The following is a 16,579-nucleotide window of genomic DNA, read 5'->3' as shown; positions in this document are numbered from 1 at the left end:
ATACAGGGTTGTGAGCTTTTACTCCAGGTACAAACAATTGGCTATCAAGCCTGTCCAGCCGGTTTGATGTGCGGCACCTAAACCAAGACCTGTATCGCCATCAAAAAACTCATAAAACAAAATGTGATCTTTAAAATGCGGATCGGTTTGCAGTTTGGGATTTTTACCATACACCGGCCGCTCAGCATTTTCGTTTTTCATAAACAGTTTGGAAACCCGGGCATATAGTTCGTTCGCTACCTCTTTCAGGTTCATAAAATTTCCCGAACCGGTTGGGCATTCTATTTTAAACTCGTCGCCATAAAACATATGGAACCGGTGCAAACTATCAATAATCAGGTAATTGATGGGCATCCAGATAGGGCCGCGCCAGTTGCTGTTACCACCAAATAAACCGCTGTCACTTTCGCCCGGCACATAGGATATGCCAAATTCAACTCCATTTACCGAAACATGGTAAGGGTGTTTAAGGTGATACTTTGAAAGTGACCGGATCCCGTAGTCGCTTAAAAATTCATTTTCATCTAACATGTATTTGAGCAATGACTTCATCCTGTAACCACGCAGCAAACTTATCAGGTGTTTGCCGTTGCTTCCCTTCTCGTTCCAGCGTGAAACCAGCGATGCAAGATCGGGGCGATTTTCGGCAAACCATTTCATGCGGTCTTTAAACACCGGGCTTTCCGTAATATCTTTTTCATCCAATACCTCGGTAGCAAACAGTGGAATCAACCCTACTATACTCCTAACCCGCATTTTAATAGAACCATCATCAGGGAAACGGATCTGATCATAAAAAAAGCCGTCGTCATCATCCCAAAGGCCTTCATTGTTTTCGCCCAGGTTTGACATGGCCCCAACAATATAAATGAAATGCTCAAAAAACTTAGAAGCGATATCAGCGTAGGCTTTGTCGGTTTCGGTAAGTTCGGTGGCAATGCGAAGCAGGTTAAGCGAATACATGGCCATCCAACTGGTACCATCGGCCTGTTCCAAATGCTGCCCGGATGGTAAATGCATATTACGGTCAAAAACACCGATGTTATCCATCCCCAGGAAACCACCCTCAAAAATATTATTGCCCGATTGGTCCTTGCGGTTAACCCACCAGGTAAAATTGAGCATCAGTTTGTGAAAAACCCGCTCCAGGAAATAAGTATCCCCTTTTCCATTGTTATTTTCCTTATCGGTTTTATATACGTTCCATACAGCCATGGCATGTACCGGAGGGTTTACATCACCAAAATCCCATTCATAGGCAGGCAACTGGCCGTTAGGGTGCATATACCAATCGCGGGTAAGCAAAATCAACTGATTTTTGGCAAAGGCCATATCAACGGTTGCCAGCGGCAGGCAGTGAAAAGCAAGGTCCCAGGCGGCAAACCAGGGATATTCCCACTTATCTGGCATTGAAACAATATCGCGGGTATTAAGATGCGTCCACTTACTGTTTCGGGTTTTTTGCCTTTGTGCAGGCGGGCGGGGCATCCCTTTATCACCGCTAAGCCAATGGCGGGTATCTGAATAGTAAAACTGCTTGTTCCATAACATGCCGGCAAAAGCCTGCCGCTGAATAAGGCGGCGATCGGGGTTCATGGTAGCGCCATGAATATCGTTATAAAACTGGTCGGCCTCTGTTTGGCGAACAGCAAAAACCTCGTCAAAATCCTCAAAACTATAATTTGCATCTTCAGACAGTCGCAAGCGTATGGTTACGCTTCGCCTGGCCGGGATATTTAAATCGTAGTTTATAGCTGCTTTGGTACCCATGTTTTTAGGATTTACCGTATCGGCAGCATGAATAATGTAATCGTTTATACCATCCTTATAATACTTTCGGCCATCGTCATAATTATAAAGCCTGCGCGAGTTAGTTTCATTATCACAGAACAGGAGTTGAGCTTGCCCTTCGATGTGCAGCCACATCTGCCCAAGGTCTTTATGAAAAATGCTGATCACTTTATCCGAAGAAGCACAAAGATCTGGTTTGCGCGAATCATATCCCCAAGCCCAGGTATTGCGGAACCATAAAGTAGGCATTACATTAAGCGGGGCATCCTCTTCACTCCGGTTATGAATAGTTATTTTAATTAGGATATCTTCCTGCGCGCTTTTGGCATATTCGGTAAAAACATCAAAATATTCGTTACGATCAAATATCTCCGTGTCCATCAGTTCAAATTCTGGATCCTGGCGGCCCCGGTGTTTGTTCTCATCAACCAGCCATTTGTACGGAAACTCGTTTTGCGGATATTTATACAACGTTTTCATGTACGAGTGTGTAGGTGTACTATCCAGATAGTAGTACATCTCTTTCACATCCTCGCCATGATTACCTTCGGGGTTGCTTAAACCAAAATATCGTTCTTTAATTATAGGGTCTTTCTTATTCCACAATGCTATTGCAAAACACAGATATTGCTGCCTATCGCAAATGCCGGCTATACCTTCCTCGCCCCAGCGATAAGCTTTGCTGCGGGCCATATCATGGGTTATGTAGTTCCAGGCATCACCATTTGCACTGTAATCCTCCCTCACGGTACCCCACTGCCTATCACTTACGTAAGGCCCCCACTTTTTCCAACCTGTATCCTTTAACCTTGATTGTTCTGCGTTCATAGTTTAGATGACAATTTACACTATCCCTAATTTAAGGTAAGTGTTTCGCAAAGTAGATTTAATTAAGGAAAGTTACAGATATAAAAGGCAGGTTTTACTGTTTAATGAAGAAATGGAAGGATTTGGGGGTATCTCTTTCGACTAAAACTTATCGACGACTTAACCTTCTGTCTTATAAATCTACCATTCGCCCCAAGAATGAAACATTGTCATCCGGTGCTTATTGGCATCTACCAATACATACCCTTTTGCTATCATAGCCTCTCCCTCAGTTACATAAGTCCAACCAGAATTAAATTCATACAGGGTACAGTAATCGTTAACGCAACCCGAAAAACTTAAATCAGCTTCGGTATTACCACCATAAACTGCTAAATCTGCTTTATCTGGTGTTTTATTGCCTTCGTTTCTGATGGAGATTTTTTTATTTCTAATGGTGTCGATAACCATGGTCTGTAGTAACCTCCAACCGTTGCCTTCTGCAAATCTGATTACATCCTGGCTATTATAATTACGTAACCGATTTTTCCAGGCAATCGTGCGTGTTCCGCCCCATGGTCCCTGATCGCTGGCAGATTTTATGATATGATCGCTGTCAAACCCTTTCCAAAACCCTGCCGGGCTCAATTTATTACAGCTAACCAATATCACAGCAAAAGCCATTATTGAAATCCGCTTCATCGATATCAAAGTAGATTAACATGCTGTACAGCCCACTGCAAGCTAAAAACTGCCAACTGATTTACGCCCATGCATTCCTTAAAAACCTGAGCCAGTTGCCGTGCATCATATTTTGAATATCCTCATCAGTATAACCGCGTCTCTTTAACAGATCGGGCACTTTTTGCAGATCGGCAATGGTTTCAAGGTCATAAGGGCATTGCTCACGTCCGAAAGCGCCATCCAAATCAGTACCCATACCTACGTGCAGGGCATTACCGGCAATCTGGCAAATATGATCGATATGATCAACCATAACTTCCATATTACAGTTCATTCCTTTTGGGGTAGATACACCCCTTACCCATCCGGGCACCATCATCCAGGCATCAAGGGCGGCGCCGATCACTGCGCCGCGGTCGATAAGGGCTTTGATCATCTCATCGCTGTACTGGCGGTTATGATTTACCAGTGCCCGGCAATTGTTATGACTTGCCCAAACGTGCCCGTTAAAATGATCAAGTGCTTCCCAAAAACTGTCATCGCAGAGATGGGTAGCATCTAAAATGATATTCAGCCGCTCCATTTCTTTAAGCAACTCATGACCTTTAGGCCCCATATAGCCGGTAGCATCAGTACCCTGAGCATACCTGCCGGGGCCATAATGCGCCGGACCAACAGCCCGCAAGCCATAATTATAAGCCCGTTCCAAATGCTGAACCGTCACTATCGAATCGGCACCTTCCAAACTTAAAATATACCCCACCGGCTTTTTTTCTGACGGGGTAACATCATTCCAAAGTTCCAGGTGTTTTTCAAGCGATGGCATATCGTTCACCTGCACCATTTCGCCGGCATCTTCCATGGCCTTGTACCAGGCTACCTGTCCCTGGGTTTGCGCCCAGGCCTGCTCGGGCGAGTGCCAGCCGGGCAAAGGGTTACCAGGTGCTACATAGCGCCCTATCTGGGTAGCTACCACCAGGCCAATATTCCCTCTACGCAATTCGGGCAGGGTAACAACAGCCTTGGCACGATCTGGCTTGTCGGTTAAGCCTTCTTCGCGCTGGTTTACTTCAGCAAGCGGACGCGTAAGGTCGCGGTTCCACTCCAGGGCGTTCATGCTTAAATCTAAATGGGCATCTATAACAAACATGGTATCAGGGGTATTTAGATGGTAATTTTGCGGTCGCGGGCCTTGTTAAGCCACTCACCGGTAACATTTTCGTTTTCGATAGTATAAACGCGCTCATACAACGCAACCGTAGGGCAAACATGGTGCGGAATGCCGTAAAGCACATCGCCTATTTGATATTGATGATTATCGCCTGCCTCAACCACCAAATGTTCTTCGCTTTGGCTCACCGGGTAAAGCTCCTGCGCATTTAAAAAATAAATACGTTTGCTTAATTCGTTTTCAGCCGATATCGACTTATGCCCCACATCCAGACAAAGCTTTGTTGGGCCGGGCAGGGAAATCACCCGGGTAACAATCAATGCTGCAGGTAAAAAGTCCTGCTCAGGCATTCCCACCTGGTAACCTTTATCCCAGTAAACAAACGTACCCGGGCTGCATTCAACATAATTACGTTTGGCATGGATAGGAAAAGTTGGTGAGCCTCCTGCTACGATAACCGGTTCGGGGTAACCTTTACTTTTTATAGTTTGCTGCAATTTAAGCACAGGATCAAACGCAAAATTACAGCGTTCGGCCCGTTTTTGCAGGTCTACATCATGGATGTGGCCATCATAGGCATGCAAACCCACGGGATTAATACCCGGCAGTACACCGCAATCCATATAAAGCTGAAGAGCTTCAAAACCTGGTGTTATACCTGTACGGTTCATGCCTACGTTCAAGTCCAGGTAAACATCGATATTAGCATTAAATCTTACCGCTTCGTCAGAGATTTCCTTTGCCGACGCGGAGTTATCAACCAAACACGAAAAACGCGTGTGCGGATAAGCATGGATCAGCCTGATGAAACGGTGCAGTTTAGGCCCCTGGGGTTGGTAAGCCAGCAAAACATCGGAGGCCTTGTTTATGGCCAGCAGTTCGGCCTCGGCAATGGTGGCGCATTTGAACTTACAGATGCCGGCCTCCAGCAGTAAAGCGGTAACCTCGGCATTTTTATAGGTTTTAACATGTGGGCGCAAACGCTTAATATCATCAATCATGCCTGTAAGCATGGCTATGTTTGTTTTAACCCTGTCGGGATAAACCACCAGTGCCGGGGTATCCAGCTTATCAACATCCTGTATATTATACCAGTTGGGGGTCATGGGTTTAATATTTTTTTGTAGAGACGTATAATTGCGTCTTCGAACATACAGAGCCGCCCTTATGGTGCCTCTGCAAGCGGGAGACGCAATTATGCGTCTCTACAGAATGGAAATTGTAGATTTTATTCTAATTCAAACAGGGCTTCAATCTCAACGGGGATATTATCAGGTAATGAGCCCATACCCACCGCGCTGCGTACGCCTATGCCGTTCTCCTCGCCCCAAATTTTGGCAAAAAGTTCGCTTGCGCCATTTATGATGAATGGGTGCTTTTCAAATTCGGGTGTACAGTTAACCATACCCAGCACTTTTATAACACGTTTAATTTTATTAAAACTGCCGATGTTGGCTTTAATGGTAGCGAGCATAGTTAAACCAACCTGTTGTGCAGCAAGCTTGCCATCTTCCTGGCTTACTGTTTCACCAATGCGGCCAATAATCAGCGAAGCATCATCCTGTACCGGACCATGGCCCGACAGGTATAAATATTTACCATCAACTAAACATGGTTTATAAACGCCAAGCGGCTTTGGTGCAGGCGGCAGATTTAAACCCAGCGCTGCAAAGTTTTCTTCGGGAGTGTTCATGAACGTAAAACTATTGTTTTTAAGTAAAAAAGTATCCATAAAAAATAATTTTACACGAATGCTGTCTGCCGAAGAGAATTTAATTCGGAAAAATTAGTTTTAAATAAAAAAGCCGGGGATCTCACTCCCGGCTTCACCAAATCAACTAAGTAGTATATATAATCTCAAAATTTAAACGACACACCAAAATTGATAGCATAATCGGCAAATGCCGCGTCGCCGATAACGTATTTACCGGTGGCTATCGAGTTTTCTTTATCAGTAACACTTTGTGTGCGGTCGCGTTTCAGGGCGATGGGCACGCTGGCAAAGATATTTACCCTTTTAAATGCATAGCTCAGGGCAGGCTCTGCAGAAATGATATAACCCGGACGGCGGAAAGCATCGCTTTTACCTATCAGGTCATGAACAGGGATCCCTTCAATACGGCCACCTGCAGATATGGTAAACACATGCGCTATGGTATAATTAACACCTAAACGGGCCAGGTACTGATCGGGCACACTTGAAATAGCTTCGTTGGCCAGTGATGAGCTCAAAGTTTCACGATAAGTGCGGGTGCCGTTGGTATTGCGCGGATTACTCATATAGTACAAGTTAGTATACCCGCTAAAGCCGCTGCCAAAACCCAGGTAACCGTTTGCTTCGGCAATGATGCCCAGGCCACCATCGCCTAACTGGATGGATTGATCAACAGGGCGCTCGGAAGGGATGACATTGTAAAAATGTGATTTATAATTAAAATCGCCGGTAGGCAACTTGATACCTAAACCAACCTGGATATTTCCCCTGGTTTTACGGCTATCAAACAACCACCTGTTAACAACGATGCGGGCATCGCCAATACCCTGAGAGTATGAATTATGGCGCTCTTTACCGCCGTGCTCATATAATGAAGAGCGGGTATTAACAAGATAAGGTACACCAACAGATACTGACCAATACTGGTTAAAATTACGGGTAAGATTTAGATCAAAAGTATGCTGATGGTTAATCACCTCGTTACCTATCACCAGGCGCTGCTTTTGCTCATCGCTGCCTTTAAAATGACGGAACGATTTAAAATAGCGCCACGAAGCGGTAAGCTCCCAGCCTTTGTATGAGGTATCCTGAGTAGTATGCTCCATGTTGCTGAACGGGCCATCAGCCTTAATGGCAACACAGCCCTGGGCATGCACACCAGTATAAGTTAACGTCAGGCATATCGCTGTACAAAAAAGAAATTGTAAAGTATGTTTCATAATATAATGTTTACGTTAAGGCGTTTTGTAAATGATTGGTTAAATAAAGCCGGGGATTCACGCCCGGCTTTAATCGACAAGCCAATTCTCTATTTAATTCTAAAAGTTACTCCTACGTTAATGGCATAATCTGCAAATGCAGCATCACCCTGGGCATAAGTTCCTGTTAAGCGGGTTGTAATTTTATCCGGTACACTTTGAGTGCGGTCGCGTTTTAATGCTACAGGAACAAAAGCATAAATTGAAAATGATTTAACACGATAGGTAACGCCGGGCTCGGCAGAGATGATATAGCCAGGCCTGCGGAAGCCATTACTGCCACCTACCAGGTCATGCACGGGCAAGCATTCGTAACGAACACCGGCCGAAAAATCAAACTTGCTGACACCATAACTTGCACCACCGCGGATCATTACCTGGTCGGGCACGCTCATAACATCGCTGCCGTTAGCAACCGCTTTGGCACTTGGTGTACCGCCACGGGCCGATGATACACCATTTTGCTCCCTTGGACTAATCAGGTAGTAAAAGCCGCCATACAGACCAAAGCTGTGTGTAAAATTGTAATAGGTATTGATCTCGGTGGTGATACCGGTTCCGCCGTCACCCAACTGAATGGATTGATCAACCGGTCCAAGCGTTTTGCCATCGTTGGCAGCTGTATGATAAAAATAATCCTGATAGTTGTAGTTTCCGGTTGGCAGTTTTAAACCCAAACCAACCTGGATATTTCCGCGGCGGGCCTTTGCTGGGTTTAGCAACCAGGCGTAAGCGGTTAAACGTACATCGCCCAAACCAAAGGAATGTGTTTCCAAACGCTCCTTACCTCCATGCTCATATAATGATGAGCGGCTGTTATCAACTATAGGTAAATCAACAGCAAACGACCAACGGTTATTAAATATGCGGGTTAAAGTAAGATCCTGTGTATATGAATGATTAATTACATTAGTTCCTTGTTGAATTCGTTGTTTTTGCTCTTTGGTACCAACGAAGTGTTTATATGAGCGAAAGTAACGGTTATTGCTGTTTAACAACCAGCTGCCATTGTTGGAAACACTATCAGGATGTTCATCCATAGTGCATAAGCCGCCTGTGCTCCTGATGGCAACGCAGCCTTGCGCATTTGCCTTTGCAAAAGTTGCAAATATGATGACCGTTGTAACGCCAATAAATTTCAGTACCAGTTTTTTCATAGTATTATTAAAAGTATTTGTGTGCATTTGCAATTGTTTAGTTAATATATTTACAAAGCAGGGCGATTTTTCAACCTGTTCAATAAACTTTTTTATGTTTTGATGATTTAGCTTACTCTTAAATGTGATGTATGTTTAAAAGGCCAGAGAATATAACCAGCCGGTGCTTTTTTAACCGCAAACCATAAGGCCAGCAATACACCGTAGCTGCCGCCGCGTTCTATCCACTCAAACATTTCGTATTTTGGATAAAAGAGCTCGCTGGATATTTTCCATATAATAAAAACGAGGAGTATATTTTTAAAAGGACGAATAAGCACTGTTAACGCAGCCAGCACTTCAAACAAGCCAACAAACTGAGCCGTTTTAGCCGGTTCAGCAAAACCAAGCGTATGGTATTGACTTAATAAACCTTGCTTTTGGATAAGGTTGAGCCAGCCATGGCCTATTAGCAGCAAAAATGCAAATACCCTTAACCAGGTAATAACTTTAGCCAGGGTTTCGGCATTGATACTAACATTATCATCCATATGGGCAAACCATTGTTTTTTACCTAATGGGAACCCTCCCTGTACCAACAGTAAAGCAAACGGTGCACCATAGTTACCGGCACGTTCAATGAACTCGGCAAAAGGTTCGCCCGACAGTGGGCGCATAGATGCAGTAGCCAGTCCCCAAACCACCAGCCATGCAGCTATGGCACGGGTTGGATAAACCAGCATAGAAATGCCCATTAATATATCCACGGTACCTACATAAGGCATCAGTGTATAGGCCATTTCTTTACCGATACCGAAAACACCAAAGTAGTTACACCAGATTTGTTTGGTAATAATACCAAAGCAACCGTGCCCTATAAAGCACATAACTACAGCCAGGCGAAGCGTGTGATATATTTTCTGATCGTTTGTTAAGCTGCGCATTGTTTATTCGTCCTCAATTCAACATCCTGTTATTTTGCGTCTGCCCTATCAGCCTTCCCTCTGTTAACTGCGTACTGGCCAACTTTATTTCCGGTTACCAAACCAACTTCGCAGTCGCTACGATAATGAATAGCCCCATACAACCTCGACATAGCCGCCGCATGCGCCATATCGGTAAATTTACTCCCCCTATCAGGCAGCAAATAGGTTAGCACAGTAGCAGCCGCACCGCTAAAGTTAGAGTGGCCTGATGTATAAGCCGGGAAGTTTGGCACCCCGGTTAAGGTTTTGATATTTGGATTGGCTTGCGACGGACGCTGGTTAAAGTAAAAATATTTGGTATCCCAGCATACAATAGCAGCATCCATTTCGGCCATGTTTAACAAGGCAAAGTTACGAGCCCAGCGTACTTCGCTGTAATTTTGTTTTACAAATTCATCAGCTGCAATAGCATTCCAGTGACCTGTAGGCGTATAAGTACCAGCACCATCGGCCCAGAAAGCAACCAGCTCTTCATGATCGCGGCTATGGTCTTTACTGAATGACAATACTTCTTCTGTTTCTTTTTTAAATTCGGCTGAATTTGTTGCGTACGGAGCCGGGGGCCTGATTGCAGCTACAGTAGTTGAATCGAACAAGAAAGGCGTAACTTTTGAAAACAACGGCAGCATTGGTGGCCTTTTGGGGGTTTCCAGGCTCACCCAAAATTGCTCGCCTTTTGCAGCGGTGATGGTTTCAAAGTTTTTCCAGATAGCGGGAGAACCGCCGGCCTTGCCTGCACCATCATTACGGGCGCGGGTGGCAAATATGGCGGCTACCTGCCTGCCTAACGATTCGCCGGCAGCAAATTCGCCACGGGTATTAGCTCCTGATGCCATCCTGTATAATCTTTCTTCATCAACCTTTTGTTGTATATAGGCTACATCCGCAGGGAATAATAATTTCATGATCTCAGATGTCGCACCAGATACTACCGCGTCCTCGCTTGGGTATGAGGGCAGTTCGGATGCCGGGATCAGTGCTTTAACACCCGAGTCATTTTTATATGGTGCTGTACGTTTATAAACGTTTTTGAAATGCCATGCAGCTATCAGCGCATCATATTGTGCAGCACTTACATAAGCGTAGGCACGTGCAGCATAAGGCGGGTTTGAAAACGGAAATTCGGGGTAATTAAAAGGATTGGTAGAACTTGGAGCCGGATAAGTACCATCAGGGTTCTGGTATGGCGGTATATTATGTTTGGCTACCAGTTCGCGCAAAATCTCATTCCATCTTAATACAGAGCCCGCGCTCCAATATTGGATCTTTGACTGCTGATCACTGGTTAGATTTTTCTGTAATCCTTTGATCTCGTTCAGGTCGGCTACATAGGCCGGTGATGTAACAGCATCAGGCGCGCCTACGTTCAACACACTAAAATCTTTAACAAGCACGGGGTTCCAGGTATCGGCAGTAAGGCCAAGATTTGAGGGTTTAAGTGCGGGATACAGCGAAGTACGGTCTAAAATATCCTTTCGGCATGAGCTAAAGGTTACCGCCGCCAAAGCTGTGATTGTAAATATATTAAGTATAGTTTTTTTCATTTCATTGATCATTGATTGTCCAACCTGTTATTACTTCTCCTTTTTGGTGCTAAACACATAGTACACACCTGCAAATCCCGACCGGGTTTGGCCTACATTACGTCCGTTTAAAACATAGTTACCGCCTGCAGTAAACTCAAGTCCGCTGACAGACTGGAAACTGTATTTCAATATTAGACCAACAGCTGTGCTATTCATGCGGTTACTTGGAAAAGGCATATCGTTTTTACGGATATCAAAGCCGCTTGTGCTTGTAATCTTTGTAAAAGTGGCCTCGGCATTAAATTTGAGGCTGCGGTAGCCGCTGCTAAACATAAAGTTGGTAGCGTTTGGTAACTGCACCTCATTGGTGTAATGCATTTCGGTAGTGTAGTATGAATTTCTATCGATAGTAATATTATCGCGGCGAATGTACTGACCTGAGCCTGCCACAAAGAATCTGCCTGTTTGATAGTTAAGCAACGCACGGAGCGCTACACTTTTACTATGTAAACCTACAGATAGGGGTAAATAATCGGCCTCATAATTGGCTAACGGCAAACTACCTGTAGCAATTGCATGAACGCTGAATAAACCGCGGCCTATCTCTTCTTTTACCGCCATCCATTTAAATGAAACCATAAGGTCCTGAAATGACTTTTCGCCCCTTAAAGTACCCGCAGAGGCGTTGGTGGTTACGTAAGGCACCATAAATAGCAGGTTGATCCGGTTTGAAAGACCATAATTTCCACCCAGACTGTAAACATTGGTACTTACAGTGCCCAAATTTGGATTATCCCTTTTAAAGGTACCCTCCCAGTAGTGGTCCCAACTCCCATGGGTGTATACTGCGGCAGCACAAAAATAATTTTTAGGGATCATCAATGCGTCAGCATCGGTTTGGGCTTTGGCACATTGTGCAACAGCCATTAAAAAAGAAACTACAATACAACATCTGTAAAAATACAGCGACATAAATTTCATTACGTTTAAATAAAGGGTATAAAAAAATGGTAAAACAAAAGCCGGATCAACATTATCAACTGAAATCGCTTAACCACCGATTGTTGATAATATCTCAGCATTAAAGAGCATGATCAAAGCCGTAAAAAAAGAAGCTATTGTCCCTAAATAAGGCGCGCAGACAATGTGCAGTCCAAAAAGCCAAATGATAAAAACGGTTTGTATCCTTAAAATACAGGCACACAAATCAATTTAACTCATAATTTACAGGCAATAATCAGCAGGCAGAGTTTGGCGGCTTGCCGGGTGACTCGATGAAGGGTGAATTTACATGGTAGGCTATAGGGCGTGGTTTTACCTTTAATGTCCTTCCGTAAGATAAGAATTGGTAATGCATAATCTGGAAGCTGTATTCCCCTCCAGCGTTTATCTTTTTTTGCGATGAATCATGTCCCTTTTTACTTAAGGGCACATCGCTTATTTCTTTGGCAATAATGAGGTTTGCATTAACCAAACGGGTTTTAACACTATTGGCTATACAAATAAATGACATGGTATCCTGTGTAACTTTATAACGCAGGTAGTTGTAGTAAACACCTTTTAATTGTAACTGGCCCTGATCGCGCACGTACCCGTTCCAACTGTGGATTTTTGGAAGATGTACAGGAATCTTGATCTCTACAAGTTTGGTAGCGTCAACCTTATTTTCATAGATCTGCTTAACAATTTGCACTTCGGACCGGTGAATAAAATACTCAAATACTAAACTGTATCCGCCCAAATTGAACAGATGTACGTTTAATAAAAGTATCGCTATAAGCTTCTTCACCAAGAGAAATTTTTGTTAGGGTATATAATTGCCAGTAAATATATGTAACAATATTGTTAAAACAAATAAAAAGTAAAATTGTATCAATCACAATTAAACGCCAGCCTAATTAGGATTTTGCCAATCTACATTAGATATATTTGCGGGTATTAACCCGTAAACTATGGATCTGATAACCCAACCCTGGCCCTGGTATGTAGCCGGCCCGCTGATAGGCCTTATTGTACCTGCCCTGCTTATTATCGGAAATAAAACTTTTGGTATCTCATCATCACTGAGACATATCTGCGCGGCATGCATTCCGGCTAATATTTCCTTTTTTAAGTACGATTGGAAAAAGGAAAGCTGGAACCTGTTTTTTGTTGCCGGCATCGTTTTAGGAGGCTTCATATCCGCGGAATTTTTATCAGCCAATCACCCGGTCGATATTAATCCGCAAACCCACGCTGTGTTGCGGCAACAGGGCGTTAAGGATTTTAACGGGTTACTGCCAAAAGATGTTTTTAGCTTCGATCAGCTCCTTACCTTAAGAGGTTTTATTTTTATGGTGATAGGCGGCTTTTTGGTAGGCTTTGGCACCCGGTATGCAGGCGGCTGCACATCAGGCCACGCCATTATGGGCATCTCCAACCTGCAGGGGCCATCCCTTGTGGCAACATGCTGTTTTATGGCAGGCGGCTTTATCATGACCTGGTTTATTTTACCCTACCTATTACATTTATAATATGCGCAATATCAAATACCTATTTGCAGGCCTCCTTTTTGGCATAGTGCTGGTGAAATCAGAAGTGATATCGTGGTTCAGGATCCAGGAAATGTTCAGGCTTCAATCGTTTCATATGTATGGTATCATTGGCAGCGCTATTATTGTAGGGATGATTTCTGTTATGATCATTAAACGCTATAAGATCAAAACCCTTACCGGCGATGCCATCGTTATTCCCGACAAAAAATTTAGCTGGGGCAACGTATATGGCGGGTTGATATTTGGTTTAGGCTGGGCAATTACAGGTGCCTGCCCCGGTCCGTTGTTTGCGCAGATTGGAAGCGGCTTTTTGGTCACTTCGGTTACGCTTTTAAGCGCTATTTTGGGGACATGGGTTTATGGCTTGCTCAGAGAAAAATTACAACATTAAATTAATTTCATGCAAAGGCGCAAAGCAGCAAAGAATTTACAAGCCCTTAATATCACTTCATGAGCCAACAAAAAAAGATCCCGGTTTCAAATATTTTCAGCATCCTCATTATGGCATTGGCGTTGTTGGTAATTTTTAATCCAAATGCAAAAGGCCATCTGATCAGGGGATTGATGTCGCTGGGCTTTTTCCAGCCCGATCCCGGGGGATACGTTAAGCATCCCGAAAATGTTACCAATGTACCGGATATCCAGTTTAAAGATGCAACCGGTAATACCATATCGTTAAGCACCTTAAAATCTAAAGTGGTATTTATAAACTATTGGGCTACCTGGTGCCCTCCCTGCATCGCCGAAATGCCCAAAGTAAATGAACTCTACAAAAAATTCAGGAACGATCCAAAAGTAGCCTTTCTTTTGGTTGATGTAGATAACGACCTGCCCAAAGCCAAAAATTTTATGCTTAAAAACAACTACGACCTACCTTTATATATACAAATGAGCAATGTACCCGGCACTTTACTGGATGGCACTATCCCTACTACCCTCGTATTTGATAAAGAGGGCATGCTTATTTATAAGCACTCCGGCGCGGCAGATTATAGCAGCGAAGAATTTGAAAAATTTATGAGGAACCTTGATTAGCTTGATTAAAGGATTCCCTGATAATACTTTTCTTAAAGGCTAACCACCGGTTTTATTCAATTATGCTTATAATTCAAGGTAATCCTTTAATCAAGCTAATCATGGTCAATATTTTTTATTGTTCTTTTAACACTTATTCTCATTTTTTTTCTTTTCTTTACTGCACAATTAGTTAAATCCTAAGTTTCAATGAAAAAGAACCCGTTTTTACACCTCGGCGTTATCGCTTTGTCCTTATTGAGCTCGGCATCCTTCGGGCAAACAGGTACACTTAATATCAGTACCGATTCAAAAACAACCATTAGCAAACACATTTATGGTCAATTTGCCGAACACCTTGGCCGTGGTATTTATGGAGGTTTTTGGGTTGATAAAACCCTCCCTGTAAAAAAACAGGACCGCATCAGGCTTGATATTGTTGATGCCCTCAAAAAGATAAAGATCCCTAACCTGCGCTGGCCCGGCGGATGCTTTGCCGACGAGTATCACTGGCGCGATGGTATTGGTCCGGCTACCGCGCGCCCACGCATGGTAAATACTAATTGGGGCGGTGTTACCGAAGATAATAGCTTTGGTACGCATGAGTTTTTGGAACTTTGTGATTTACTGGGTTGTGAACCTTATATTGCCGGTAACGTTGGCAGCGGCACGGTTGACGAAATGTCGAAATGGATAGAATATCTTAACTCAAACAGCAGCAGTACGGTAGTACAGGAACGCAAAAAGAATGGGCATCCAGCTCCTTATAAAGTAACATTTTGGGGCGTAGGTAACGAAAGCTGGGGTTGCGGCGGTAATATGACACCTGAATATTACTCCGACCTTTTTAAACGATATGCTTCATTCGCTAAAGATTACCCCGGCGCTAAATTAAATAAAATAGCCAGCGGACCGAATGCAGATGATTACCGCTGGACGGAGGTTTGCATGAAAAACATCTCGAGCGGTATGATGGCAGGTTTATCGTTGCATTATTATACCATACCAACAGGTAATTGGGGCAAAAAAGGTTCGGCAACTAACTTTGACGAAAAAGAATACTTCAGCACTATGGTAAATTGCCTTAAAATGGAGGAACTGGTTACCAAACATTCGGCCATTATGGATAAATATGACCCGGATAAAAAAGTGGCCCTCGTTGTTGACGAATGGGGCATCTGGACCGATCCGGAACCCGGCAACTGGGGTGTTCTGTATCAACAAAATAGCTTGCGCGATGCTTTAATAGCAGGCACAACGCTTAATATATTCAATAACCACAGCGACCGCGTTAGAATGGCTGCACTTGCACAAGCCATCAACGTACTGCAGGCGTTGATATTAACTGATAAAGAAAAAATGGTGCTTACGCCTACCTACCATGTATTTGATATGTATAAAGTACACCAGGATGCCAAATATCTGCCCATTAAGTTGAGCGTACCTGATTACGAAGTTGACGGCAAAAAAATTGAAGCTGTAAATGCATCTGCTTCGCAGGATGCGGCCGGCAAGGTACACATCTCATTAGTTAACCTTGATCCGCACAATACCATTACTATTACAACCAACCTAAGCGATATAAAATGGCAAACCGTTAGCGGCCAGGTATTAACTTCGGCTAAATTAACAGATATTAATACATTTAAAGATGCCAACAAAATTCACCTTAACGCTTTTACCGGCGCTAAAAAAGATGGTGACAAATTGGTAGTAAATCTGCCTGCAAAATCAATCGTAACGCTCGAATTGAAATAAAATCCTTTCCCCTAAATACAAAAGAGGCTGCATCATATACAAATGATGCGGTCTTTTTTTGCATATAAAGCAATTGAACAAACACGGATAACCAACTTATTAGTTTTAAGCTTTACGTATTCTGCTTTTAACTTTATAATGGCTCACGGTTTTTTCTTAAAGTTTGACGGCAGAGGCTTTTCAGACTAAATGTCAAAAC

At 43.5% G+C, this 16,579-nt stretch carries 15 protein-coding genes; 4 read left to right on the top strand and 11 right to left on the bottom strand.

Annotated features, from left to right (window positions below; genetic code table 11):
- Positions 1-18 precede the first annotated feature (18 nt).
- From BLP33_RS09615 to BLP33_RS09565, 11 genes are all read right to left on the bottom strand, one after another.
- Positions 19-2,619 carry an MGH1-like glycoside hydrolase domain-containing protein gene (locus BLP33_RS09615; protein ID WP_090526948.1) on the bottom strand — a complete coding sequence of 867 codons (2,601 nt, stop codon included), beginning with the start codon at positions 2,617-2,619 and terminating at the stop codon, positions 19-21.
- A 180-nt stretch (positions 2,620-2,799) separates the two neighbouring features.
- Positions 2,800-3,300: a hypothetical protein gene (locus BLP33_RS09610; RefSeq protein WP_139159966.1), complete on the bottom strand. Its 501-nt coding sequence runs from the start codon at positions 3,298-3,300 to the stop codon at positions 2,800-2,802.
- Between the two features lie 61 nt (positions 3,301-3,361).
- Positions 3,362-4,432, bottom strand: a complete 1,071-nt coding sequence (locus BLP33_RS09605; RefSeq protein WP_090526944.1) for a dipeptidase — start codon at positions 4,430-4,432, stop codon at positions 3,362-3,364.
- A gap of 14 nt (positions 4,433-4,446) precedes the next feature.
- The gene (locus tag BLP33_RS09600) at positions 4,447-5,559 is read right to left on the bottom strand and encodes a D-TA family PLP-dependent enzyme (protein ID WP_090526942.1); all 1,113 of its coding nucleotides are present in this window, start codon (positions 5,557-5,559) and stop codon (positions 4,447-4,449) included.
- Between the two features lie 122 nt (positions 5,560-5,681).
- Positions 5,682-6,185 carry a RidA family protein gene (locus tag BLP33_RS09595; protein ID WP_223266270.1) on the bottom strand — a complete coding sequence of 168 codons (504 nt, stop codon included), beginning with the start codon at positions 6,183-6,185 and terminating at the stop codon, positions 5,682-5,684.
- A gap of 125 nt (positions 6,186-6,310) precedes the next feature.
- A complete protein-coding gene (locus BLP33_RS09590; protein ID WP_090526938.1) occupies positions 6,311-7,387 on the bottom strand; it encodes a hypothetical protein in 1,077 nt (358 codons plus the stop codon).
- Between the two features lie 89 nt (positions 7,388-7,476).
- Positions 7,477-8,583 carry a hypothetical protein gene (locus BLP33_RS09585; protein ID WP_090527634.1) on the bottom strand — a complete coding sequence of 369 codons (1,107 nt, stop codon included), beginning with the start codon at positions 8,581-8,583 and terminating at the stop codon, positions 7,477-7,479.
- Between the two features lie 107 nt (positions 8,584-8,690).
- On the bottom strand, positions 8,691-9,506 hold the full coding sequence (locus tag BLP33_RS09580; protein ID WP_090526936.1) for a hypothetical protein: 816 nt from the start codon (positions 9,504-9,506) through the stop codon (positions 8,691-8,693).
- Positions 9,507-9,535: 29 nt separating this feature from the next.
- Positions 9,536-11,092: a vanadium-dependent haloperoxidase gene (locus tag BLP33_RS09575; protein WP_090527630.1), complete on the bottom strand. Its 1,557-nt coding sequence runs from the start codon at positions 11,090-11,092 to the stop codon at positions 9,536-9,538.
- A 30-nt stretch (positions 11,093-11,122) separates the two neighbouring features.
- Positions 11,123-12,046: a transporter gene (locus BLP33_RS09570; protein ID WP_217633151.1), complete on the bottom strand. Its 924-nt coding sequence runs from the start codon at positions 12,044-12,046 to the stop codon at positions 11,123-11,125.
- Positions 12,047-12,311: 265 nt separating this feature from the next.
- Complete coding sequence (locus BLP33_RS09565; RefSeq protein ID WP_139159965.1) at positions 12,312-12,863, bottom strand: hypothetical protein; 552 nt, start codon at positions 12,861-12,863, stop codon at positions 12,312-12,314.
- Between the two features lie 163 nt (positions 12,864-13,026).
- Here BLP33_RS09565 and BLP33_RS09560 point away from each other — a divergent pair, with 163 nt between their 5' ends.
- The 4 genes from BLP33_RS09560 to BLP33_RS09545 all read left to right on the top strand — a co-directional run bounded on the left by BLP33_RS09560 (position 13,027) and on the right by BLP33_RS09545 (position 16,380).
- The gene (locus BLP33_RS09560; RefSeq protein WP_090526930.1) at positions 13,027-13,587 is read left to right on the top strand and encodes a YeeE/YedE family protein; all 561 of its coding nucleotides are present in this window, start codon (positions 13,027-13,029) and stop codon (positions 13,585-13,587) included.
- A gap of 1 nt (position 13,588) precedes the next feature.
- Positions 13,589-13,999, top strand: a complete 411-nt coding sequence (locus BLP33_RS09555) for a DUF6691 family protein (protein ID WP_090526928.1) — start codon at positions 13,589-13,591, stop codon at positions 13,997-13,999.
- A 59-nt stretch (positions 14,000-14,058) separates the two neighbouring features.
- Entirely contained in the window at positions 14,059-14,643 is a 585-nt protein-coding gene (locus BLP33_RS09550) for a TlpA family protein disulfide reductase (protein WP_090526924.1), read from the top strand.
- Positions 14,644-14,832: 189 nt separating this feature from the next.
- Complete coding sequence (locus BLP33_RS09545; RefSeq protein WP_090526922.1) at positions 14,833-16,380, top strand: alpha-N-arabinofuranosidase; 1,548 nt, start codon at positions 14,833-14,835, stop codon at positions 16,378-16,380.
- Positions 16,381-16,579: the final 199 nt, after the last annotated feature.

The organism is Mucilaginibacter sp. NFR10 (assembly GCF_900100445.1).
In the GTDB taxonomy this organism is placed as follows: domain Bacteria; phylum Bacteroidota; class Bacteroidia; order Sphingobacteriales; family Sphingobacteriaceae; genus Mucilaginibacter; species Mucilaginibacter rubeus.
This window is presented reverse-complemented; position numbering and strand designations above follow the sequence as displayed.